The sequence below is a fragment of the Acinetobacter wanghuae genome (genome assembly GCF_009557235.1).
GTDB lineage: Bacteria > Pseudomonadota > Gammaproteobacteria > Pseudomonadales > Moraxellaceae > Acinetobacter > Acinetobacter wanghuae.
Genome location: NZ_CP045650.1, coordinates 2,528,593 through 2,550,878 on the forward strand (window position 1 = coordinate 2,528,593; position 22,286 = coordinate 2,550,878).

Sequence of the window (22,286 nt, forward strand, 5' to 3'; positions counted from 1 at the left end):
CTTTATTATTCAAAATTTTGATGATTAAAACATGTCGATCATGAATATTTGATGACAGCGTATTTAACTCAATATGATGTGTTTCCATAATCAATTAACCAAGCATTCATGTCTGCAAGTTCTTTTTCAGTGAGCTGCCCTACTGCCGCTTGTAACTGCAAGACATGGATCACATAATCAAATTTCGCATTCAAATAATCGGTTTTTGAAGAAAAAGCATTACGCTGCGCCAATAACACATCGACCATGGTTTTTAAGCCTTCTTGATATTGCGCTTTGGATGCTTTCGATACAATTTCTGAAGAATCCATCGCCGCTTTACGCGCATTTAACTTGGCTTGGTCAGTTTCGACTTGCATAAATGACTGTTTTACATCGGTATTGGCTTGACGAATTGCGGCATCTAATTGGGCATCACTTTTACGTACATTGACGCCCGCTTGGCGAATCGTTTTCTGCGTACGGAACCCATTAAATACATTCCAATTCATCTCGATACCTACTTGGTCGAAATCGCCATTGGTCGACATGATGGTTTCAGGACTTTGTTTTAAATACCCATAAGTCCCTACCGCTTCAATCTGCGGATAAAACGCAGCTTGTTCGACCCGTTTTGCATCTTCTGCATAATGTTTTTGCTTACGCGCCTGCAAAATACCAAGATTTTGACTTTGTGCTAAATCGCTCCACGACTGCATATCGCTTGGAATTGGTTTTTGAAATTGAAAATCTTCTCTTAATACCGCTAAATTGTCTTGATACGGACCGATCAACTGTGCCAATTGTTCTTGTGCCAACACCAATTGCACCTGAGTCGAAATACGATTGGCTTGTGCATTTTGATATTGTGCATTGGCTTCACTGACATCACTTCGTGCCACTAAACCTTCTTTAAGTTTGGCATTCATCATACGCAGTTGTTCAGATAGCGCTTGTTCTTCTTGTAAATATGCTGTGGTAAGTGCCTGCTGACGCAAGACATTAAAATAAGCTTCTGATACCTGTAAAATATGTTGTTGTTTTTGCAGACGTAAATTAATTTCACTCAGTTCAATCGAGGTTTTTACTTGCTTATAACCTTGCCAAGCATCCCAACGAAACAATGGCTGACGTGCGGTTAAGGTCAGCTGTTTGCTAGTGGTACTTGAACTGAACAAGTTACTGTACTGTGGGTCAGCCGGTGCATCAGTCGATTGATTTTTTTTGGTGACATTGCCCGAAACTGTCACGGTAGGTAATAAATTCCCCCCCGCAATCCCTAAATTCAGTTGATCTGACTCAAACTGTAATACATTGGCAAGCCATGTCGGATCATTTTGCTTGGCACGTTCATAGGCAGTAGATAAGTCCAAAGCATAACTCCATGGACTGATCGCGAGTACCAAAGCACTTAAAATGAGTTGTATCTTCATAAAATGATGTTTATCCCTAACCGCTTGATATCGTTTCTTAAAAAGCCTATCAAAATTAAGCCAAATTATTGATTCTTAAACTTTTACAGATACTAATCTGATCATTTGATTCATTACGTATGATTTTTATTAATTTTTCAGCCTTGTTTGGGCTTTTTTGTCCTGAATTCATTCATTTTTCAAAGTCACTCACAACAGCATAACAAACCCTTTAACAATACTAAACATAGTCTTTTTATTTCGAAGCTACAATAAGCCCTTCAAGCATCTGCGTACTTTTTAGATGACTTTGGTTCCCGCTTAATAAGCACCGAGGTATCGTGTCATTGCATTCTCTCTCCATGTTTAAAATTGGCTTTGTGTTTCTACTGGGAACATTGATCTCAGGCTGTCAGCCGGCTGAATCACCCAAAATTGTGAACGAACATGTCGAATCACGTGCAGTGAAAAAACCTGCCGTGGATCTGACCGAGATGTGTCAAAATATTGAAAAAGATATGGCGAATATTAATGATCAGCGCACAACCTTTGCATTAGAAGAAATTAACCAAAATTTAAAAGTCTGCTTACCGTTGTTAGATCATGCCCAACAGCATAAGTTGATGCAGCTTTCCACCAAGATGTATCAACGCTTCCTGACTGTTGAACGTGATCATGAGCAGCAAATCGCATTTGAGCATTATGCTTTAGAAATGGCGCAACATCCGACCATTCAACAAAGTCATTTTCAAACCCTTAACTCACGCGATCAGTATTTGTTAAAACATAAAGGGCAAGCGTATGTTGAACTGATTGATTTTGGTGAGCAACAACTCAATTATCGTCGTAGTCCTGATTATTTGGCACGGATTTTTGCACCTTATTTACCCAAATCAGAACGTGTTTTTATAGAAATGTTGGCGCAACAAAATCACGAACCCATTCTTCAGAATGGTCGACTCTTGATTTCCCCGCAGGAAATGATGACTCGCGCTTTATTCTGGCAAGAATATCTGCATTTATATCCCAACAGTTATTTCAAGACAGATGCACAGTTCTTGATGCAACAATATCGTTATTATCTGTTTTTTGGTACAGCCAAATCCCCTGTTTCAGAGACGTATTTAGATCGTTTGGCGATGCCAGTTGATGTTTTAGACGCTATTGAACAATTGGCAAAAATGCCTACATCTACGCTGAGTGCCCAAGCAAGGCAGTATTTACAGTTTTTAGAGATGACACCTGAACAAAAGGCTGCCATTCAGACTAACCATGAGCAAAGCTCCTTAGAACAGAAGCTTGTCAGTTACACCAATAGCTATGCGCCTAAACATCCACAAAACAAAAACTGCTTTCGCGATGCTGTATGTATCTGAGTCCACGAATGGATCAGTAATATCACCTCATGATCACCACAAAATAAAATTTTCCGATCAGATTAAGCAACTTGATTAAAATTTACGCCACAAACACAATCTCAATAAAAATGAGTTGTTATTCGTAAAATCTCAGCTAGGATGAAAATGAATGGACTCATCCTATTCTGAACCTATGAATATTATTAAAGACGCTTCTTATAACAAAAATGATTTCGAGGTACTCGAACGCCACTATGAGTATCAAGGCTTTGTGCAGGTTGAAAAAGTCAGTTTGCGTCATCGCTTGTTTCAGCAAGAAAATTACATTCAGCCCATTCAACGTGAGTTAATTGCACGAAAAGCGGCTGCGGGTGTTTTAATTTATAACGACCAACAACAAAAATTTGCACTGATTGAACAGTTCCGCATTGGCGCGATCAATGACAGCACATCGCCTTGGCAACTTGAAATTATTGCGGGCGTTCTAGATGGTGATGAATCGCCTGAAGCATGTATTCGCCGTGAAGCACTTGAAGAATCGGGCTGCGAGATACAAGCTCTACAGCATTTATTTAGTTTTTACCCATCTGCGGGTGCGTGTTCTGAACTGTTTCATTTATATGTCGCAGAAGCTGAACTTCCAAAAGAAGGCGGCGTTTTTGGCATGATGAATGAAGGGGAAAACATTCAACTGCATTTGATCAATTATGCAGATTTGTCGGTTTTACTTACCAATGGTCGGCTTAAAAATGCACCTGTCATTATGGCCTTGCAATGGCTACAACAACATATCCATACTGTGAATGTTGCAAGGGAGCAGACGTGAATTTAAATTCAGCCGCAGAGCCAAAAGACTGGACGATTATTCAAATTTCCGACACCCATTTAATGGATCGTGTTGAGCTTGAATTTGTGCGGATGAATCCTGAGCAAAGCTTCCATGAAGTCGTTCGTCATATTCGTGGGCATTATCCAAATTTAGATGCTGTCATCCATACTGGTGATTTGGCCCAAGTCCCCGTCGATGCGACTTATCAGCGTTATTTAAGCTTTATGCAGCACTGGAATATCCCGCATTATCAAATTCCGGGGAATCATGATGACAGTCAGGTCTTCCCTTTTCATCAAAACTTAAATCAAGTGCATGCTATTCACTTTGGCACATGGAGCATGATCCTGCTCAACAGTGCCGTGGCGGGTAAAGTCGATGGCTGGGTTGAACAACAGCAGTTAGACGAGTTAAATCAACTACTCACAGCACATGCCGATCAGCACGTTATCATTGCTTGTCATCATCATCCATTTGCGATGCAGTCACATTGGATTGATCAGCATCGCTTAAAAAATGCCGAATCGTTAAAAGATATCATTCAGCAGCATTCCAATGTAAAGCTGGTTTTGTTCGGTCATGTGCATCAAGCATCATTTAATGAGTGGCAAGGTATTCATTTTTTATCGACCCCATCGACGAGCGTTCAATTCAAACCACTGAGTGATGATTTCGCGCTAGATCAAGCTGCGCCTGGTTATCGGGTACTTAAGCTCAAAGAAAATGGCACATTTGAAACCCATATTGAACGTGTTGCGATAAACCAACAAAAAATTAATATTGAAATTTCGGGTTATTAACTTTTCAATTTGTTTTTTTTGCATTACTTTATGGCTCTTAAAGGAAATGTGATATCTACAATCCCGCCATCAAAGACTATCAAAAAGCATAAAAAGTCTATATGATGACGACCCCCATAGGAGGATAATCCTTCTTCAGGGTGGATAAAAATTTGCATATCACCATATTTTTTGCGTAGATATCATACGCATATGATGAGGAATGCCCTAAATGGCGAATGACAACCAAAATCAAGTCTTAGACGAGCTTACCGATGTTGTAGATGAAAAAGCTACAAAACGTGTGCGTAAAGCTAAGCCAAAAGCGACAGACGGTGGTTCAACTGCTAGCTTATTTGGTATTGAGCCTTATCAGCCTAAGAAAAATGAAGATTACATGTCTGAAGGACAGCTTGCCCATTTCCGCCAAATTTTATTGGCATGGAAAGCTGAACTGATGTCAGAAGTGGATCGTACTTTAAATACGATGCAAGACGAAAATACAGCACTTCCTGATGTGAACGACCGTGCAACGCAAGAAGAAGAATTTGCGATTGAACTTCGTACCCGTGACCGTGAGCGTAAACTCATTCGTAAAATCGAACAATCGATTGAAGCTATTAAAAATGATGACTACGGCTTCTGCGAAACTTGTGGTATTGAAATTGGCTTGCGTCGTTTAGAAGCACGTCCAACAGCAACGTTATGTATCGACTGCAAAACCTTAGCAGAGATCAAAGAGAAGCAAAATAACGGTTAATCGTGACTGTTAAGAATTCCTTAGCCGAGCACAGCTCGGCTCTTGCGCAGCGGCGAAACGATGTTTCGCTGACTCGCTACTCAGGTCGGTTCGCGCCATCGCCAACCGGCCCTTTACATTTTGGTTCGCTCATTACCGCAGTCGCAAGTTACTGCGATGCCAAAGCTCATCAGGGCTCATGGCTGGTGCGCATTGAAGATACCGACATCCCTCGTATTTATCCCGGCAGTGAAGATCATATTCTTCGCGCGATGGATGCTTTTTGCTTTGAATCTGATACGCCAATTATCTTTCAAAAAGATCGTCTCGACATTTATGAAGCGGTTATTGATGAGTTACGTCAGCAAGACTTGGTCTATGCCTGCCAATGCACGCGTAAAATGCTCGGCTCAAATCATATCTATCAAGATACGTGTCGGCATTTAGGCTTAGGCTTTGAAGGTCAAGCGATTCGTCTTAAAGTTGAAGATGTCGAAATCTGTTTTGACGACCCGCTACAAGGCACACATTGTTCGCATTTGAGACAAGACTTAGGCGACTTTGTCTTGAAACGTCGTGATGGCATCATCAATTATCAGCTTGCTGTTGTAGTGGATGATTATTTGCAAGGCATGACCCATGTTGTGCGTGGCGCGGATCTTTTAGATAATACCGAACGGCAGATTTATTTAGGTCAGCTGCTTGGCTACCCTCGCCTGAACTACATACATTTGCCACTGGCGATGAATGATCAAGGGCAAAAATTATCGAAACAAAATATGGCACAGGCTTTAGATTTATCTAAGGCACCTGAACTGCTACAGCAAGCCATTCAAGCCTTACATCAAGCCCATGTCGATTTAGATACACCTGATCGCATGCTCAAACAAGCGGTAGCACAATGGAACATTGATCATATTCCGCATACAACAGCGCTACAAGGTTACTACCTATAAACTCATATTTTGGTCTAAGCTAAAGAAAAATAAGATCAGGAAGCATGTATGTTTTTTATTTTTGGATTAGGTCCTAAAACCAAAGTAATTGAAACGAATCAGTTTGTTTGTCCTGTTTGTCGTACACGTTCAAGTTATGAACTAAAACAACAGCGTAATTATTTTTCTTTATTTTTCATTCCGCTCATTCCCTTGTCTAAGCCAAAAAATAGCTTTGTGCAGTGCTTAAACTGTAGAACACAAATGCCGAGCACAGTACTTGACCATGCTCAGCCGAATGTTTAATGCTGCTTTAGAAGCTTGATTCTTCGCGACTTGGATTGACTTCACGGGTATTGGAATCAATTTTTAGAATCAAACTGATCATTACTGCACAGACAATCAAAGATGAACCGCCATAACTAATAAACGGCAAGGTCAAACCTTTGGTTGGCAGCATACCCATATTCATGCCCGCATTGACCAAAATCTGTAATAAGAAAATGATGCTAATACCATAGGCCAAATAACCTGCACGCAAGTATTGATGCTGTAAAGCACGATGACCAATACGAATACAACAAATCAGCATGGTAAATGACAAAAGCAAAATGGTCGAGATGCCCATAAAGCCAAACTCTTCACCCAAAATCGCCAACATAAAGTCGGTATGGGCTTCGGGTAAATAGGACATTTTTTGGATACTGTGCCCTAAGCCGACACCTGTCCATTCACCACGACCGAACGCCATAAGTGCATTCGACAATTGATAACCTGTGCCAAGCGGATCTTCCCAAGGATTCGAGAAAGACAGAAGACGTTGTAAACGATAAGGTTCTAACAAAATCGCTGCGACAAATACCCCAAAGAGAGTAACGAAAGCCGCACCAAACTGAATCCAAGGCGCACCTGCAAGGAAGAAGATGCCGAGCATGGTCAAGGTGATGACGACCGTTGCACCCAAGTCAGGCTCTAAAATAATTAAGCCGACGGTCGCACCCATAATCACAGATAGGCGGACTAAACCTTTGATATTATTTCGAACTTCTTCTGCACGACGAACAACATAATCGGCGGTGAAAATCGCCATCATGACCTTGCCGACTTCAGATGCCTGCAAGGTAAAGCCTGCCAATCGAATCCAACGTTTGGAACCATTGACTTCAGTACCAACCACCAAGACGGCGACCAAAAGTACAATGGTAATAATCCATAAAAAGAAGGTATTATTAAACCAAACATTGAGCGGTACTTTATATGCCAAGTAGGCTGCCATTGCCGCCACGAAAATCGAGATACCATGACGGGTAACATAGTGGAATGCATTCTCATGCATCCGTTCCGCATAAGGCATAGATGCCGAAGCCACCATAATCGAGCCAATACATAGCAACCCTAAAACACAGAAAATCAATACATTACGTGGATTTATCTCGGCAGGTAATTTTGGTAACCACCGATCATAGAGTTGGCTTAATTTATTGATCGTTGTCTGAGCAAACTCAGCCATATTACGAGTCCTTGTTATTCTTAATTAAGTTCATTCACATAAGCGACAAATTTGTGCCCACGCTCAGGATAACCCGAGAACATATCAAAACTTGCACAAGCGGGTGAAAGTAAAACCACATCATTAGCTTCGGTATGTTGCTGACAAAGCGCTACAGCCTGCTCTAAAGTTTCAGCATGAATTAATTGTGTGGTGCCTTCAATCGCAGCTTCAATCATCGGACGATCTTCACCAATCAATACCGCCACTTTGGCATATTTAGATAAAGAATCACGCAATGCTTTAAAGTCCTGCCCTTTGCCTTGACCACCTAAAATGATGGCAACTTTAGCGCCTTTGGCTTCAATCGCCATGCCTAAACCATCCAGTGCTGCCAAGGTTGCGCCAATATTGGTGCCTTTTGAGTCGTTATAATAGCGCACGCCCGCTACTTCTTTAACGAACTCACAACGATGCTCTAAACCTTTAAAAGTCTTGAGTGTTTCAAGCATACGCTCAAGTGGCAAACCAATCGCTTCACCTAAAGCCAAACATGCCAAAGCATTGGCAACATTGTGCGTGCCTTGAATGTACATATCAGCACTTTTTAAAAGACGTTCACGACCGCGTGCTAGCCAAATCGTGCCATCGGTATCTTTTAAAATGCCATATTGATTCATATCCGGTGCATTTAAACCAAAACTTTGCATCGGTGTTGCATCAGGCACCAAAGGACGTGTCAAAGAGTCATCACGGTTATAAACGACTTTTTTCACACCTTGGAAAATGCGATGTTTGGCAGTGTGATAACCCATCATATCGCCATGACGATCAAGATGGTCTTCACTCATATTCAGTACAACAGCAACTTCTGCCTGTAGATTCGATGTTGTTTCAAGTTGGAAACTTGAGAGTTCTAAAATATAAAGTTCAGGATCATCTTTGGTGAGATCCAATGCTGGACGACCCAAATTACCACCGACTGCCACTTTCTTACCGGCATCTACTGCCATTAAACCCATTAAAGTGGTCACGGTACTTTTTGCATTTGAGCCGGTAATACCCACAATCGGTTTATCGGTTGCGCGGCGTAAAATTTGAATTTCACTGACAACCGGAATGCCTTTGTCGATTGCAGCTTGAATTTCAGCCGTTTTTGGATCAAGTCCTGGGCTAATAATAATTTCTTCAGCTGACAACAGAAGTGCCGCATCGAGCTGTCCAAAACTGGTTTGTACCTCAGTTGGAATTTTATCGTGTCCAGGCGGTGTTGCTCGAGAGTCTGTTACTGCAACACGGTAGCCCTTCTCGTGTAAGAAATTGACAGCTGCAACACCTGAAATACCGAGTCCCGCAACGACTTTGAGTCCACCACGTTGAATTAACATTTTCGCCCCATATATTGGTCTAATTTGAAACTGAGGAAATGTTAGCACTTTGCTGTTTTGAATGCTTTTTCTGTTTGCACTTTATCGCAATTATTTTGTGTTGTTGCGTAAAAAAGCCGTCATTCAAATGACGGCTTTTTAACTGAATGACACTTAACTCGCTATTTCCATTTTACAGCTTGAATCTCAGCTTTCTTTGGAACCGCATTATCATTGGCTGAACAACCACAATCACCGCCACAACCCGATGCCATAGCAGGTTTTAACCATGCTGCAAGCGTGTTCCAACCCAGCTTTGCACAAACATTTGAAAGCTTTTGAAAGACCGTCCGCGATGTGTTTGGAAAGACCTTTTTGAAAACAACAACAGTACTCCACAGCACCAATGCCATAACAATCAGAATTTCAATCATTTCATTCTCCCAAAAGCGATCTGCACGATGCAGCATCAAGCTAAATAATGTGAGGCAATTTGATAAGTCAGGAATGACATGATATAGGCCAAACCAAACAAATAAATCGTCATGAAGCTTACTGTTTTCCAAGAGCCTGTTTCACGTTTTACCGTTGCCAGTGTTGCCAAACAATGCGGTGCATAAATAAACCAGACTAATAGTGATAATCCTGTCGCAACCGACCAACTTAAATCACCACCGTTACTGATTAAAGAGACCAAACCTTCTGACATGGCATCTTCATCGACAGCCGATAAAGCATAAACAGTACCTAAGGCTGCAACCACAACTTCACGTGCAGCCATAGCAGGAATTAAGGCAATACAAATCTGCCAGTTAAAACCAAGCGGCGCAAAAATTGGTTGAATTAAATGACCTAGCATCCCAGCAAATGAATAATCAATGGCGGGTAAGGTCGCGCCATCTGGTGCTTGTGGGAAAGTACACAAGAACCATAGTAAAATTGATAAAGCGAAGATGATGCCACCGACACGACGCAAGAAAATCTTGGCACGGTCTAATAAACCAATCCAGATATTTTTCAAATCTGGGAAACGGTAACTCGGCAATTCCATCAACAGCATTTGTTGAGTCTTATCTTTATTGAAAAACTTCAAGACAAATGACACCAACAATGCGCTGACGATACCTGCCATATACAAGCCAAACAACACCAAGCCTTGCAGGTTTAAGAAGCCTAAAACTGTGGTCGATGGAATAAAAGCAGCAATTAACAGCGCATAGACTGGTAGACGCGCAGAACACGTCATTAAAGGTGCGACTAAAATTGTGGTTAAACGATCTCGCGGATCACTAATGGTACGCGATGCCATAATCCCCGGAATCGCACAAGCAAAACTCGACAATAATGGAATAAAGGCACGACCTGACAGCCCGGCTTTATACATGAGTTTATCAAGCAGAAATGCAGCACGTGGTAAATAACCTGATTCTTCTAAAACTAAAATGAAGAAGAATAAAATTAAGATCTGCGGTAAGAACACTACCACACCACCCGCACCTGCAATGACACCATCCACCACTAAGCTGTTGAGTAAAGGATGTGAAATCACAGCGCTGACTGATTCACCAAACCAACCAAAGAAGCTTTCAATTCCGTCCATAAAGGGTGCTGCCCAAGCAAAGACCGCTTGGAAAATCACGAACATCATCAGCGCGAGGCTCATTAAGCCAAGCACAGGATGCAAAAATATTTTGTCTAGGAATTCAGTCCGTTTATCTTCGGCATCCATGAAATTAACCACATCTTTTAAAATGCTATGCACTTTTTGATGTGAGTCACCGCTTAAACCAGTCATTTCAGTTTGTGGTACTGCGTATTTGGCTTGATCTAGGGCATTTAATAAGCCTTCAATGCCTGAATTACGCACTGCCACCGTTTCAACCACAGGAATACCCAAACGCTGCGATAGTTTTTGGGTATTGATTTGAATACCACGACGGCGCGCTTCGTCCATCATATTTAACACAAGCAAAACAGGACGTTTCAGTTCGATCATTTCTAAGACCAAACCCAAATGCAATTTTAAATTGGTGGCATCAACCACACATAAAAATGCATCTTGCTGCCCTTCGTCGGCAATTTTTCCCTGTACCACATCACGGGTAATCGCTTCATCGGGACTTGTTGCATCTAAGCTATAGGTTCCCGGTAAGTCCAAGACACGAACAGCTTTGCCTGAAGGCAGATTAAATTGACCGACTTTACGTTCAACCGTCACACCCGCATAGTTACCAACTTTCTGACGTGTACCCGTTAAATGATTGAATAATGAAGTTTTACCACAGTTAGGGTTACCGACAAGGGCAATACGTAAGGCATCACTCATGCCAAGGCTCCATCTTCAATTTCAATTTTTTCTGCCTCAGACTTACGCAGTGCAAAACGAGTAAAACCCACTTGGATTAAAATCGGATCACCGCCAAAAATACCTTTGGTAATCACTTGTATCTGTGTACCAGCTACAAATCCTAAAGTTTCTAAGCGACTCGCCACCATATCAGAGTGGGTACCTTGGCCATCAGTAGCTCGATTCACTTTTCGAATGATGGCAGTTTGTTTTGCTTTCAGATCGGACAAACGCACCGTGAAAATTCCTAAACGATTTCGTACAGTATACAAACAAATGAGAATAATTAACAAATAAGGTTGAGTCACATTCTGACTTTTCTCAACTCTTGATCGACATCAAAGCTAAATTCCACTACATTGAAGCGGAAACATCACAAAAAGTATGTGCCTAAAGCACCTTTAAAAAGACCCTTATGCTGAACAAAAAACCTCGTCTGCCCGCTCCCGTTCAAATTCCTGAATCTTCAAGCTATTTACAAGGTTTTAGAGATTATCTGATTGCACAAACGGTAAGCCCGCATACCCGTAATGCGTATTTGTCCGATTTAATTCAATGTAGTGAATGCCTAACGAAACCGTTAACAGATTGGAATCATGATGATATTTCCGATGTGCTGATCGAACTCACAAAAAAACAAAAAAGCCCGCGATCCATCGCAAGATCTTTATCTGCATTACGCTCGTTTTATAAATTCTTACGTGAACAAAAATTGCGTAGCGATAATCCCGTTGCCGCGCATAAAACCCCAAAATTAGGACGCGCTTTGCCTAAAGATATTTCTGAAGCGGATGTTGAAGCCTTAATTCAAGCACCTGATATCAATACCGCGCTTGGTTTACGTGATCGTGCCATGTTTGAGGTGCTATATGCCTGCGGTTTACGTGTATCTGAACTGATTAATCTGCGCTTAGATTTGATTAATTTAAAACAAGGTTACTTACGTATTATTGGTAAAGGCAATAAAGAACGTCTTGTACCCATGGGACAAATGGCATGTGAATGGGTAGAGAAATATCTGAATGAAGGACGCTCACAATTATATAAATCAGCAACCGATTATCTGTTTTTAACCCAACATGGCGGCATTATGAGTCGTCAGAATTTTTGGTATGCCATTAAGCGCTATGCCCTACAAGCAGGTATTCAAGCTGAGCTTTCCCCACATACCATGCGCCATGCCTTTGCCACACATTTACTCAATCATGGTGCGGACTTACGTGTCGTACAGATGCTTTTAGGTCACAGCGATTTATCGACCACTCAGATTTACACCCATGTCGCCCAAGTACGTATGCAGCAACTCCATGCTCAACATCATCCGCGTGCTTAAGTCGCTTTCAGACGGCGCGTACACAGAAGTTTGACGTGAGCATTGTTTTTTTTGCTATGCTAGCTGTCTATTTTCGTCTAAGCAAAAAAGGGTCATTTATGGCATTTGCCCGCTCTAAAGTTTTTGTTGCGTGTACACTTGCTCTTGGCATGGGATTAAGCGCATGTTCCAATTCAAATAATGAAGATAAAAAACAAACGACCTTAACGGCAAGCGCACCTGCGACAGGTGAAGCATCTACCCTGACTGAACGAAATGCCCAGCAACGCTTAAGCTCTAACTTAGAAAAGAATTTTAAAACTGCCGGTATCAAAGCAAAAATTACCGAGATTAAAGCGACCGAAGTACCGAACCTATTTTGGGTGAGCCTCGAAGGGATGACATCTGTGTATGCGACCAGTGATGGCAAATACATCTTCCAAGGTGATGTGATTCGTTTAGGTGATAAAGCGCTCTATAACGTCAGCGAAAACCTGCAAGCAGATGTGACGAAAAAGCAATTTGCAGCGTTAAACGCTAAAGATCTTTTGATTTACCCTGCGAAAGGCAAAGCCAAGCATGTGATCTATGTCTTTACCGATGTGAGCTGTCCGTATTGTCATAAATTCCATGAGCAAATGGATGAGATGAACGCCAAAGGCATTGAAGTCCGTTATATCGCTTGGCCACGTGGCGAGCAACATATGCCAGCCATGGAAGCAATTTGGTGTAGTGCCGATCGTCGTCGCGCATTCGATACTGCAATTGCAGGTGGACAAATTGCAGGGGCTGCAAACTGTCAAAATCCAGTCAAAGATCAGTACCAAATGGGGCTGAATATTGGCGTAAATGGCACACCTGGCGTGTATAGCTCAGAAGGTTTATACCTCGGTGGCTACATGACGACAGCTGAATTATTGGAACGCCTTAAATAACTCGTTTTAATAGGTTATTTTACTTATTTTTATACCTCAAAGATATTGTGAGATCGCGCTAGAGTCAGCGCGATTTTTTAGCTATGATCTAGCTTCTCGTAAAAAATTGAATATATTTGGAGTGTGACGTGAAACCAGTTCGTCTGGCAATCCTCGGTCTTGGTACTGTGGGTGGTGGTGCCCTTAAACTATTAAAAGAAAATGCTGCTGAGATTAGACGTCGCACCGGTCGTGAAATCCAAATTACCCATGTGGGGACACGTCGTCCTCGTCCTGATTTAGATCTACCTGAATCTGTTCAACAAAGCGCTGACTTACTCAGCATTGTGCGTCAACCTGATGTCGATGTGGTGGTTGAAGTCATGGGTGGTATTCACCCTGCTTATGAAGTGATTAAAGAAGCGATTTTGCACGGTAAGCAAATTGTAACTGCGAACAAAGCTTTGCTTGCGGAACATGGGAATGAACTCTTTAAACTTGCAGATGATAACGCTGTGCAAATTGCATACGAGGCAGCGGTTGCAGGTGGTATTCCAATTATTAAAGTCATGCGTGAAGGTTTGGCTGCCAATAAAATTGATTGGTTAGCAGGTATTATTAACGGAACAGGCAATTTTATTTTGACTGAGATGCGTGACAAAGGTCGTGCTTTCGCGGACGTGTTGGCTGAAGCGCAAGAACTTGGTTATGCAGAAGCAGATCCAACCTTTGACGTTGAAGGGATTGATGCTGCCCACAAACTGACTTTGCTTGCCTCAATTGCCTTTGGTATTCCATTACAGTTTGACAAAGTCTTTACAGAAGGTATCAGCAAAATTACCGCACAAGATGTAAAATATGCTGAAGATTTAGGCTTCCGTATTAAGCATTTGGGTATTGCGAAACGTGCTGAAAAAGGGATTGAACTGCGTGTTCATCCGACTTTAATTCCTGAAGATCAACTCATTGCCAATGTGAATGGCGTTAAAAATGCCGTTCTTGTCCATGCCAATGCGGTAGGTCCAACGCTTTATTACGGCGCAGGTGCAGGCGCAGGTCCAACAGCCTCTGCTGTGGTTGCTGACGTAGTCGATATTGTTCGTGATATTTCCTATACCGAAGATGGTGCAGGTACGATCCCACAATTGGCGTTCGAAAATCTGACTGACTTGCCTATTTTAAGTCGTGAAGAAATGACGACTGGATATTACATCCGCATTAATGCTGAAGACCAAATGGGTGTCTTAGCGAATGTGACCTCTATTTTAAGCAATGCGGGTATTAGCATTGATGCAATCATGCAGCAGCCACGCTTAAAAGACCTTATTCCTATCGTGATCATGACAGATCCTGTTGTTGAATCGAAAATGGATGAAGCGTTAAAACAAATTCAATCACTTCCTGTCATTCATGGCGAAATTGTACGAATTCGTTTAGAATCGCTTGAAAATTAATCGGGTTGAGGGGTTCACGCTCCTCTCCAAGCACTACATATAATTGGAACATCATCATGTCGAATGCCAATCGTTATACTGGTTTAGTTGACCGCTATCGCGACCGTTTACCAGTGTCTGCAACAACTCGCGCAATTTCACTCGGCGAAGGAAACACGCCACTGATTAAGCTCGAGAACATTCCACGCATTATTGGCAAAAATGTTGAAATTTATGTGAAGTACGAGGGCTTAAACCCGACTGGTTCATTTAAAGACCGTGGTATGACCATGGCTGTAACAAAAGCCGTTGAAGAAGGTTCTAAAGCGATTATCTGTGCCTCTACAGGCAATACCTCTGCTGCGGCTGCGGCTTATGCTGCCCGTGCAGGTATCAAAGCGTTTGTTTTAATCCCAGAAGGCAAAATTGCCATGGGTAAAATGGCGCAAGCAATGATGTACGGTGCAATCACGATGCAAATTCGTGGTAACTTCGATGACGGTATGCGCTTAGTTAAAGAAATTGCAGATAAAGCACCGGTAACGATTGTAAACTCAATCAACCCGTACCGTTTACAAGGTCAAAAAACCATTGCTTACGAAATTGTTGAAGCGCTAGGTCGTGCACCAGATTACCACTGCCTACCTGTTGGTAACGCAGGTAACATCACTGCACACTGGATGGGTTATACCGAAGCAGTTGCAAATCAGCCAAAAGAACAATTTGAGCAAGTCGTTTACGATGCTGCAACTGATGCCTTCACAGGTCCTAAGCCTGCGGGCTTGCCAATTATGGCAGGTTATCAAGCATCTGGTGCTGCACCTTTCCTTCGCGGTGCGCCTGTAGAAAATCCAGAAACTGTGGCAACAGCAATCCGTATTGGTAACCCACAAAGCTGGAACCATGCGAAAGCCGTTGTACGTGATTCTAAAGGTTGGTTCGATGAATTGACTGATGCTGAAATCTTAGAAGCACAACGTTTGCTTTCTATGTATGAAGGCGTATTTGTAGAACCTGCGTCTGCTGCTTCTGTTGGTGGTGCAATCCGTGATATCAAAGCAGGTAAAATTGCTGAAGGTTCTGTAATTGTATGTACGGTTACAGGTAACGGTCTAAAAGATCCAGATACTGCAATCAAACAATGTTCTGATGCTGTCATGTTGTCAATTGATGCGACTTTAGAACAAGTGCGTGATTCAATTCTATCAAATATGTAAGTTTATTTGATCATCTAAGCATTAAAAAAACCCTGCTCTGGCAGGGTTTTTTTATGCAGATGTTTTTAAATATTTTTCGGTAAATGACTGACCCAATTCATTAAACGTACAGCATCATTGGTACGTGAGGCAGAGGTATCGGCACCTAATAATATCACCGCAACAGGACGGTTATTTAATGTCGTGTGCATGACCACACAACGCCCTGCTTCATTAATAAAACCTGTTTTTGAAATATTAATGTTGTAACCACCATTACGTACTAAAGCATTGGTATTGTTCGATGGCAACACACGATATCCTAAATTGAAGTCATAACGCGGTGTGGTTGAGAACTGACGAATCACACCGTATTGCGAAGCAACATTGACTAAAATCCCTAAATCACGCGCAGAAGAGACATTGCCCGGATGTAGGCCTGTCGATTCAACATAATGAGTTGAATTCATGCCCAAAGCTTTGGCTTTTTTATTCATTGCCGCATAGAACGCACTGCGACCACCCGGATAGGTACGTGCCAATGCTGATGCTGCAGGGTTTTCAGATTTCATTAAGGCAAATAATAAAACCTCAGCACGATTCATCGTATCGCCCACACGAAGCGTTGAACTAGAACTCTTACAACCTGAACATGAAAAATCCCCTTGTTGCAGGGTGATTTTTTCATTCATGTTTAAACGGGCATCTGAGGTGACTACTGCGGTCATGAGTTTAGTAATTGATGCTATTGGCAATGCTCTATTCGAGTTCTTGCTATACAGGACTTCACCTGTTTGTGCATCCATGACCAAAGCCGCACGTGCGCTGACGGAAGGTTGATTGGTATAATTTTTAGTATCCAAAATTTGGATTTTTTTAGCGGGCTCTTGAACCGTTACTCCGTTACTACTACGAATAGATGTCGTCACCGTAGTCGAGCCCAACGGTGATGGTTCATCAAGCGCATCACCACCATCATTTAAAAACTGATTCGCATCTTCAGAAGACCAGCTAATCGCACTTTGCTGACTGCTGGAAGTTGAGTTCATCGTCAACTCAGCAAAACTGGTTGAACTCATACCGACGAGAATGGAAAGCCCTAATACATGCAACAGTGGCGCGGTTGTTTTTTTCACAATTCTTTCTCTCAACTGACCGAGGTAAGATTCATTTGCCTATTACCTCTAATATGCCTTACATTTAGACACAATGCCGAACATTTTTTGTTCCAATCACTGTAAATGTAATTAAATTTAGATGAAGAATAGCATTGCTAATTTTGTCGTTTCATTGCAAGCTTATTTTGCGATATGTAACAAAAAAATGAAAATTTAAAAGAGGGAGAGTGTACGTGATCACAGTTTTAGTTGTAGATGACCATGAATTAGTGCGCACTGGGATTTGTCGAATGCTCGAAGACCACGCAGATGTTCAGGTTGTTGGACAAGCTGAATCTGGTGAAGAAGCGATTGCCCTCGTTCGCCAACATCATCCGAATGTTGTGCTACTTGATGTAAATATGCCGGGCATTGGCGGTGTGGAAACCACGCGTCGACTGTTACAAACTGCACCTGAAACCAAGGTTTTAGCTGTGAGCGGCTTAGCTGAAGAACCTTATCCTTCATTATTATTAAAAGCAGGTGCGAAAGGCTATATCACCAAAGGTGCACCTGTTACTGAAATGGTTCGTGCCATTAATAAAGTCGTACAAGGTGGTAAATATTTCAGTGCTGATATTGCCGAACAATTGGCAAGTTCTTATTTATCAGACACTCAGCAGTCCCCATTTGATGCTTTGTCGGAACGTGAAATGCAAGTCGCAATGATGGTCGTCAATTGTATCAGCGCCCAAGAAATTGCCGATAAACTCTTTGTCAGCGTCAAAACCGTCAATACCTATCGTTATCGTATTTTTGAAAAACTCAATATTGATAGTGACGTGAAACTGACTCATTTAGCGATGCGCTATGGCTTAATTAAACCTTAAGTCGGCGCGCGCCTATGCCACAGCAGTCGATCCATTCGGAACTCAACCAATACCATTTGGGGCTGTGGTATACCGCCTATCGTCTCATTATTAGCGTCGGTTTATTGCTGATTTTTATGCTGACCTATGATGGCATGGGTTCCGAATATCAATTTCCACAATTGTATGGTTATGTTTTAGCAACGTTTGTCACAATCAGTTCAATCCAACTTTTGACCATTAAACTTGTTAAAAATTATATTTCACAACAATTAATTATTATTTTCTTTACCGATCTTTGTGCCTTAAGTTTACTGACCCTTGCGACCAATGGTCCAAACTTACATTTAGGCTTATTGTTTGTGATTACGATTTTTTCAGCGTCTTTGCTCATTGATGCTAAAAAATCCCTCGTCATTACCTTGATTGCTGTCATTAGTGTCATTTATCAGCATTTTATCGGCAGTATCTTTGAAATTTCATCTTTAACCAATATTGGCAATAGCACGCTCCTTGCCTTTTTATTTTTTGTGGTCTACGGCACGGGGCAAATTGCGGTACGTCGTTTTCAAATTATGGAGAATCTTAATTTCTCCCAATCGATTGAATTGAATCGCTTACAAAATATTAACCGTTATATTTTAGAGCAAATTGAAACCGGCTATTTAGTACTTGATGAAAACTTTCATGTGGTACTGAGTAATCCCGCAGCGTGTCATTTACTAGGCATTCCTGCCATGTATGCCCATGATAAATTTCCACTGTATCGCTCCCAACCCGATTTATTTGAACTGATTAAATTTGAAGATTTAGAAAATGGCGAGCGCTTTCAATTTGAATCACAGCAAAGCCGCTATAACATTCATGTTCAAGTACAAAAATTATTAGTACCTCATCAAACCTTAATTTTGTTAGTTCTGGAAGATGCAAAAAAACTCAATCAGCAGGTACAACAACTCAAACTTGCCTCTTTAGGACAGCTTTCAGCCAGTATTGCGCATGAAATTCGTAATCCTTTAGCTGCCATTGTACAGGCCAATGATTTATTCCAAGATTCAGAAATAAGTCAGCAAGCCGTTCTAAATCAAATGATTAGTAAACAAGCGATACGAATTGATCGGATTATTCAAGACACCTTGAATATGGTCAAAAATAAAGAGATGCACCCCATCTTGATTCAGCTTAATGCGTTCTTGCCGCTGTTAATTCGTGAAGACTTAGCCGATGTTGCCCATCAAATTCGTTTCAACATGGATATGCCATTGGCGATTCAATTTGATGAAGAACAGCTTCGACAAGTGTTGATTAATTTAGTGCGTAATGCCATTCGACACAATGACCCCGAATTGGATTATATCGAAATCAATATTCGCCCTTATGAACATAAAGTATGGATTGATGTGCGTGATTTTGGTGACGGCGTCGCCATCACTGATCAAGCATCTTTGTTTAAACCATTTTTCAGCACATCTATTCATGGCACAGGTTTAGGATTATATTTATCGCATAGTTTTTGCGAAGCCAATCAGGCTCAGCTAAATTACATACAACAAGAACAAGGCGCATGCTTTCGCATTAGCTGCCAACGAATAACAGTTTAAATTCATGATGAAAGGGGTATAACGTGGAGCAACAACCACTGGTCTTATTGGTGGATGATGAAGAAGATTTGTGTACGCTCATGCAAATGTCTCTGACACGCATGGGAATTCGCACACACATTGCACATCGTCTTGAAGATGCAAAAAAATGCCTATCCGATCATCAATATGATGCCTGCTTGACTGACCTGAATCTGCCTGATGGCAATGGTTTACAGCTGCTAGAGTGGATTAGTCAGCGTTGCCCGACTTTGCCTGTGGCTGTTCTCACCGCCTATGGCAACATGGATATTGCCATCGCTGCCCTTAAAGCGGGTGCATTTGATTTTGTTAGCAAACCGATTAATCAAAAACATTTAGAACAATTACTACAAAAAGCACTGAACAAACCTGTCGATTATTATCATCATAATCAACAAGACTCGCTTGAGCATCGTATGCTCATTGGGCAATCTCAACCGATTCAACAACTGCGGATTACTTTACAAAAAATTGCGCGCTCTCAAGCACCGGTTTTTATTACTGGTGAATCGGGCACGGGTAAAGAAGTGGTTGCCAATTTAGTCCATCGTTTAAGTAATCGGAATGAAGGCCCTTTTATTGCCATTAACTGCGGTGCAATTCCAAGTGAACTCATGGAAAGTGAGCTTTTCGGGCATAAAAAAGGCAGCTTTACCGGCGCAACGCAAGACAAGCAAGGTCTCATTCAATCGGCACATGGCGGTAGCTTATTTTTAGATGAAATTGCTGAATTACCTCTTAATATGCAGGTGAAACTACTGCGTGCCGTACAAGAAAAACGAATTCGCCCGCTTGGTTCAGATGGCGAAATTGATGTGGATTTTCGCGTCATTAGTGCCAGTCATCAAGATTTAGATGCCTTAGTCCAACAAGGTAAATTCCGTCAGGATTTATATTTCCGTATTCATGTGATGGATTTGGTGCTGCCACCGCTACGTGAACGCGGCAATGATATTTTACTGCTCGCTGAACATTTTATTCATCGCATTGCGAAAGAATGGCAAATTCCGGCTAAACGTCTCACAGAACGCAGCAAAGAGCTATTATTAGGGCAGTATTATCCGGGTAATGTACGTGAGTTACGTAATATTATTGAACGTGCGATGACACTATCTGACGATGATACGATTGATTTACAACACTTACAGACCGCACCACTCAGACAAACATTTAATCCGAGTGTCGAGAGCCATACGCCTCAAGAGCAAACCACTCATGACACATTTATGGTGCCCAAAAAATTACCTGAAGAAGGTCTTGAGCGTTATATCGAAAAAATTGAAAAAGAAATTTTACTGAATGCACTGAATATTACGCATTGGAATCGAACATTGGCTGCCAAAAAACTTGGCATGTCTTTTCGTTCACTGCGTTATCGTTTAAAGAAATTTGGTTTAGACACAGACGATGAAGAATAGTTTTTGAGTTACTTATGCATAAGTAATAAATCTGTAATATGCGCAATATAGTTATCTTCGCGCATATCTAACGCTAGCGGATAAGTCAGATGCGGCTGTATCCCCGCGCCTTCAATCATACGACCTGTCGGGCTAAAATATTGCGCAACGGTCATTTGAATAGCAGAACCATTACTGAGTGGAAACAGCTTCTGTACTACGCCCTTCCCATAGCTTTTTTCACCCACAATCCAAGCACGGTTATGTTCTTTAAGTGCGGCAGTGAAGACTTCAGCTGCCGATGCTGAACGTTGATTAATCAAAATACCAATTTTTAAACTTGGAAATTCAAAGCTTGGCAAAGCTTGAAATTGTTGATCGCCCTCGGAGCGACTTTTGGTCGAGACAATTACACCCTGATTTAAGAATAAATCAGCAGATTCCACCGCAGCAGACAATAATCCGCCCGGATTATTTCTTAAGTCGAATAAAACCGCTTTAACGCGATTACTCGGATAACTTTCGATAATCCGTTTAATTTCATTGGCAGTGTCTTGCTGAAATACTTTGACGTGAATGACCAAGACTTGATTACTATGAAATTGTGATTCAATTTCTGTTTCTATTTTGGTATTACGGACTAAATTGATCGCCTGACTTTGCGGAGACAATTGCAACGTTAAAGTCGAACCAATACTGCCGCTCAATAAGTGCCGAACTTGTTCTGGATTCAACGTTGTTAAAACTTGATCATCAATTTTGTAGACTGTGATGCCATTACGAAATCCCAGTTTAGAGGAGTCGGCATCTTTATCTAAATCCGAAATAACCCATTGTTTTAATTGCGGATGAAACTCTAAGTTAAAATCAAGACTCGCCAATTCACCTTCGGTGTACTGACGTAATTGTTCAAATTCTTCAGGGCTTAAATAACGTGAATAACGATCGAGCCCCGCAACAAGTCCTTTAATCGCTTGTTGGAACAAAGCATCATCGTTTTTTTCTTGAATATAATTGTCTTTGACTATGCCATAAATTTGCACAAATTCCTGAATAGATGATACGGGAATTTCAGCATAGGTCTGCTGATCTGTCTCCATATCATCAAGTGCTGGCTCCTGAGAACCAGCACTCCAAGCCGGGCTCATACACATCAACAAGCTGGTGAAAACAACCGTCTTCCAATGTGAATGTGCCATGCTATTTCCTTAT

21 protein-coding genes are annotated in these 22,286 nt (G+C 41.6%); 13 read left to right on the forward strand and 8 right to left on the reverse strand.

Annotation, left to right across the window (positions count from 1 at the left end):
- Positions 1-68: 68 nt before the first annotated feature.
- Complete coding sequence (gene abuO, locus GFH30_RS12105) at positions 69-1,412, reverse strand: multidrug efflux outer membrane protein AbuO (RefSeq protein ID WP_153372943.1); 1,344 nt, start codon at positions 1,410-1,412, stop codon at positions 69-71.
- 320 nt (positions 1,413-1,732) lie between these two features.
- Here abuO and GFH30_RS12110 point away from each other — a divergent pair, with 320 nt between their 5' ends.
- The 6 genes from GFH30_RS12110 (at position 1,733) to GFH30_RS12135 (ending at position 6,337) form a co-directional block, all read left to right on the forward strand.
- Complete coding sequence (locus GFH30_RS12110; RefSeq protein ID WP_227551503.1) at positions 1,733-2,767, forward strand: hypothetical protein; 1,035 nt, start codon at positions 1,733-1,735, stop codon at positions 2,765-2,767.
- A gap of 175 nt (positions 2,768-2,942) precedes the next feature.
- On the forward strand, positions 2,943-3,575 hold the full coding sequence (locus tag GFH30_RS12115; protein WP_153373470.1) for an NUDIX domain-containing protein: 633 nt from the start codon (positions 2,943-2,945) through the stop codon (positions 3,573-3,575).
- Complete coding sequence (locus GFH30_RS12120) at positions 3,572-4,378, forward strand: metallophosphoesterase (RefSeq protein WP_353934016.1); 807 nt, start codon at positions 3,572-3,574, stop codon at positions 4,376-4,378. The genes GFH30_RS12115 and GFH30_RS12120 overlap by 4 nt, the downstream gene beginning before the upstream one ends.
- Before the next feature lie 211 nt (positions 4,379-4,589).
- Positions 4,590-5,117: an RNA polymerase-binding protein DksA gene (gene dksA / locus GFH30_RS12125; RefSeq protein WP_153372946.1), complete on the forward strand. Its 528-nt coding sequence runs from the start codon at positions 4,590-4,592 to the stop codon at positions 5,115-5,117.
- Positions 5,118-5,119: 2 nt separating this feature from the next.
- Positions 5,120-6,052: a tRNA glutamyl-Q(34) synthetase GluQRS gene (gluQRS, locus tag GFH30_RS12130; RefSeq protein WP_153372947.1), complete on the forward strand. Its 933-nt coding sequence runs from the start codon at positions 5,120-5,122 to the stop codon at positions 6,050-6,052.
- Between the two features lie 48 nt (positions 6,053-6,100).
- A complete protein-coding gene (locus GFH30_RS12135) occupies positions 6,101-6,337 on the forward strand; it encodes a zinc-ribbon domain-containing protein (protein WP_153372949.1) in 237 nt (78 codons plus the stop codon).
- A gap of 7 nt (positions 6,338-6,344) precedes the next feature.
- Here GFH30_RS12135 and ftsW read toward each other — a convergent pair whose 3' ends face one another.
- The 5 genes from ftsW to GFH30_RS12160 all read right to left on the reverse strand — a co-directional run bounded on the left by ftsW (position 6,345) and on the right by GFH30_RS12160 (position 11,470).
- The gene (ftsW, locus tag GFH30_RS12140; RefSeq protein ID WP_153372951.1) at positions 6,345-7,541 is read right to left on the reverse strand and encodes a putative lipid II flippase FtsW; all 1,197 of its coding nucleotides are present in this window, start codon (positions 7,539-7,541) and stop codon (positions 6,345-6,347) included.
- 20 nt (positions 7,542-7,561) lie between these two features.
- Positions 7,562-8,908 carry a UDP-N-acetylmuramoyl-L-alanine--D-glutamate ligase gene (gene murD / locus GFH30_RS12145; RefSeq protein WP_153372953.1) on the reverse strand — a complete coding sequence of 449 codons (1,347 nt, stop codon included), beginning with the start codon at positions 8,906-8,908 and terminating at the stop codon, positions 7,562-7,564.
- A 161-nt stretch (positions 8,909-9,069) separates the two neighbouring features.
- Positions 9,070-9,321 (reverse strand): DUF6587 family protein, encoded by a 252-nt coding sequence (locus GFH30_RS12150; protein ID WP_153372955.1) that lies wholly within the window; start codon positions 9,319-9,321, stop codon positions 9,070-9,072.
- A 35-nt stretch (positions 9,322-9,356) separates the two neighbouring features.
- Positions 9,357-11,213 (reverse strand): ferrous iron transporter B, encoded by a 1,857-nt coding sequence (gene feoB, locus GFH30_RS12155; RefSeq protein ID WP_153372957.1) that lies wholly within the window; start codon positions 11,211-11,213, stop codon positions 9,357-9,359.
- Positions 11,210-11,470, reverse strand: a complete 261-nt coding sequence (locus GFH30_RS12160; protein WP_153372959.1) for a FeoA family protein — start codon at positions 11,468-11,470, stop codon at positions 11,210-11,212. The genes feoB and GFH30_RS12160 overlap by 4 nt, the downstream gene beginning before the upstream one ends.
- 179 nt (positions 11,471-11,649) lie before the next feature.
- On the opposite strand from GFH30_RS12160, the gene xerD reads away from it, so the two are divergent.
- The 4 genes from xerD to thrC all read left to right on the forward strand — a co-directional run bounded on the left by xerD (position 11,650) and on the right by thrC (position 16,110).
- Positions 11,650-12,567: a site-specific tyrosine recombinase XerD gene (xerD, locus tag GFH30_RS12165; protein ID WP_153372961.1), complete on the forward strand. Its 918-nt coding sequence runs from the start codon at positions 11,650-11,652 to the stop codon at positions 12,565-12,567.
- A 98-nt stretch (positions 12,568-12,665) separates the two neighbouring features.
- Positions 12,666-13,481, forward strand: coding sequence for a DsbC family protein (locus GFH30_RS12170; protein WP_153372963.1), 816 nt, complete (start codon positions 12,666-12,668; stop codon positions 13,479-13,481).
- 128 nt (positions 13,482-13,609) lie between these two features.
- Entirely contained in the window at positions 13,610-14,914 is a 1,305-nt protein-coding gene (locus GFH30_RS12175; RefSeq protein WP_153372965.1) for a homoserine dehydrogenase, read from the forward strand.
- A 56-nt stretch (positions 14,915-14,970) separates the two neighbouring features.
- Positions 14,971-16,110, forward strand: a complete 1,140-nt coding sequence (gene thrC / locus GFH30_RS12180) for a threonine synthase (protein WP_153372967.1) — start codon at positions 14,971-14,973, stop codon at positions 16,108-16,110.
- A 65-nt stretch (positions 16,111-16,175) separates the two neighbouring features.
- Here thrC and GFH30_RS12185 read toward each other — a convergent pair whose 3' ends face one another.
- Positions 16,176-17,225, reverse strand: coding sequence for a serine hydrolase (locus GFH30_RS12185; protein WP_406565736.1), 1,050 nt, complete (start codon positions 17,223-17,225; stop codon positions 16,176-16,178).
- A gap of 215 nt (positions 17,226-17,440) precedes the next feature.
- Between GFH30_RS12185 and gacA the strand changes: the two genes are divergently transcribed.
- The 3 genes from gacA (at position 17,441) to GFH30_RS12200 (ending at position 21,095) form a co-directional block, all read left to right on the forward strand.
- Positions 17,441-18,076, forward strand: a complete 636-nt coding sequence (gene gacA, locus GFH30_RS12190) for a response regulator transcription factor GacA (RefSeq protein WP_153372969.1) — start codon at positions 17,441-17,443, stop codon at positions 18,074-18,076.
- Positions 18,077-18,090: 14 nt separating this feature from the next.
- On the forward strand, positions 18,091-19,656 hold the full coding sequence (locus GFH30_RS12195; RefSeq protein WP_153372971.1) for a sensor histidine kinase: 1,566 nt from the start codon (positions 18,091-18,093) through the stop codon (positions 19,654-19,656).
- Positions 19,657-19,736: 80 nt separating this feature from the next.
- Positions 19,737-21,095, forward strand: coding sequence for a sigma-54-dependent transcriptional regulator (locus GFH30_RS12200; RefSeq protein WP_153389376.1), 1,359 nt, complete (start codon positions 19,737-19,739; stop codon positions 21,093-21,095).
- A gap of 8 nt (positions 21,096-21,103) precedes the next feature.
- On the opposite strand, the gene GFH30_RS12205 is transcribed toward GFH30_RS12200, so the two are convergent.
- Positions 21,104-22,273 (reverse strand): S41 family peptidase, encoded by a 1,170-nt coding sequence (locus GFH30_RS12205; RefSeq protein WP_153372975.1) that lies wholly within the window; start codon positions 22,271-22,273, stop codon positions 21,104-21,106.
- Positions 22,274-22,286 lie beyond the last annotated feature (13 nt).

Bases quoted from the DNA above. Each gene is read 5' to 3' on its own strand.
- GFH30_RS12205 (WP_153372975.1), bottom strand. From the start codon at position 22,273: ATGGCACATTCACATTGGAAGACGGTTGTTTTCACCAGCTTGTTGATG.
- thrC (WP_153372967.1), top strand. From the start codon at position 14,971: ATGTCGAATGCCAATCGTTATACTGGTTTAGTTGACCGCTATCGCGAC.
- GFH30_RS12170 (WP_153372963.1), top strand. From the start codon at position 12,666: ATGGCATTTGCCCGCTCTAAAGTTTTTGTTGCGTGTACACTTGCTCTT.
- feoB (WP_153372957.1), bottom strand. From the start codon at position 11,213: ATGAGTGATGCCTTACGTATTGCCCTTGTCGGTAACCCTAACTGTGGT.
- xerD (WP_153372961.1), top strand. From the start codon at position 11,650: ATGCTGAACAAAAAACCTCGTCTGCCCGCTCCCGTTCAAATTCCTGAA.
- dksA (WP_153372946.1), top strand. From the start codon at position 4,590: ATGGCGAATGACAACCAAAATCAAGTCTTAGACGAGCTTACCGATGTT.
- GFH30_RS12195 (WP_153372971.1), top strand. From the start codon at position 18,091: ATGCCACAGCAGTCGATCCATTCGGAACTCAACCAATACCATTTGGGG.
- abuO (WP_153372943.1), bottom strand. From the start codon at position 1,412: ATGAAGATACAACTCATTTTAAGTGCTTTGGTACTCGCGATCAGTCCA.
- GFH30_RS12150 (WP_153372955.1), bottom strand. From the start codon at position 9,321: ATGATTGAAATTCTGATTGTTATGGCATTGGTGCTGTGGAGTACTGTT.
- ftsW (WP_153372951.1), bottom strand. From the start codon at position 7,541: ATGGCTGAGTTTGCTCAGACAACGATCAATAAATTAAGCCAACTCTAT.
- GFH30_RS12115 (WP_153373470.1), top strand. From the start codon at position 2,943: ATGAATATTATTAAAGACGCTTCTTATAACAAAAATGATTTCGAGGTA.
- GFH30_RS12135 (WP_153372949.1), top strand. From the start codon at position 6,101: ATGTTTTTTATTTTTGGATTAGGTCCTAAAACCAAAGTAATTGAAACG.
- murD (WP_153372953.1), bottom strand. From the start codon at position 8,908: ATGTTAATTCAACGTGGTGGACTCAAAGTCGTTGCGGGACTCGGTATT.
- GFH30_RS12200 (WP_153389376.1), top strand. From the start codon at position 19,737: ATGCAAATGTCTCTGACACGCATGGGAATTCGCACACACATTGCACAT.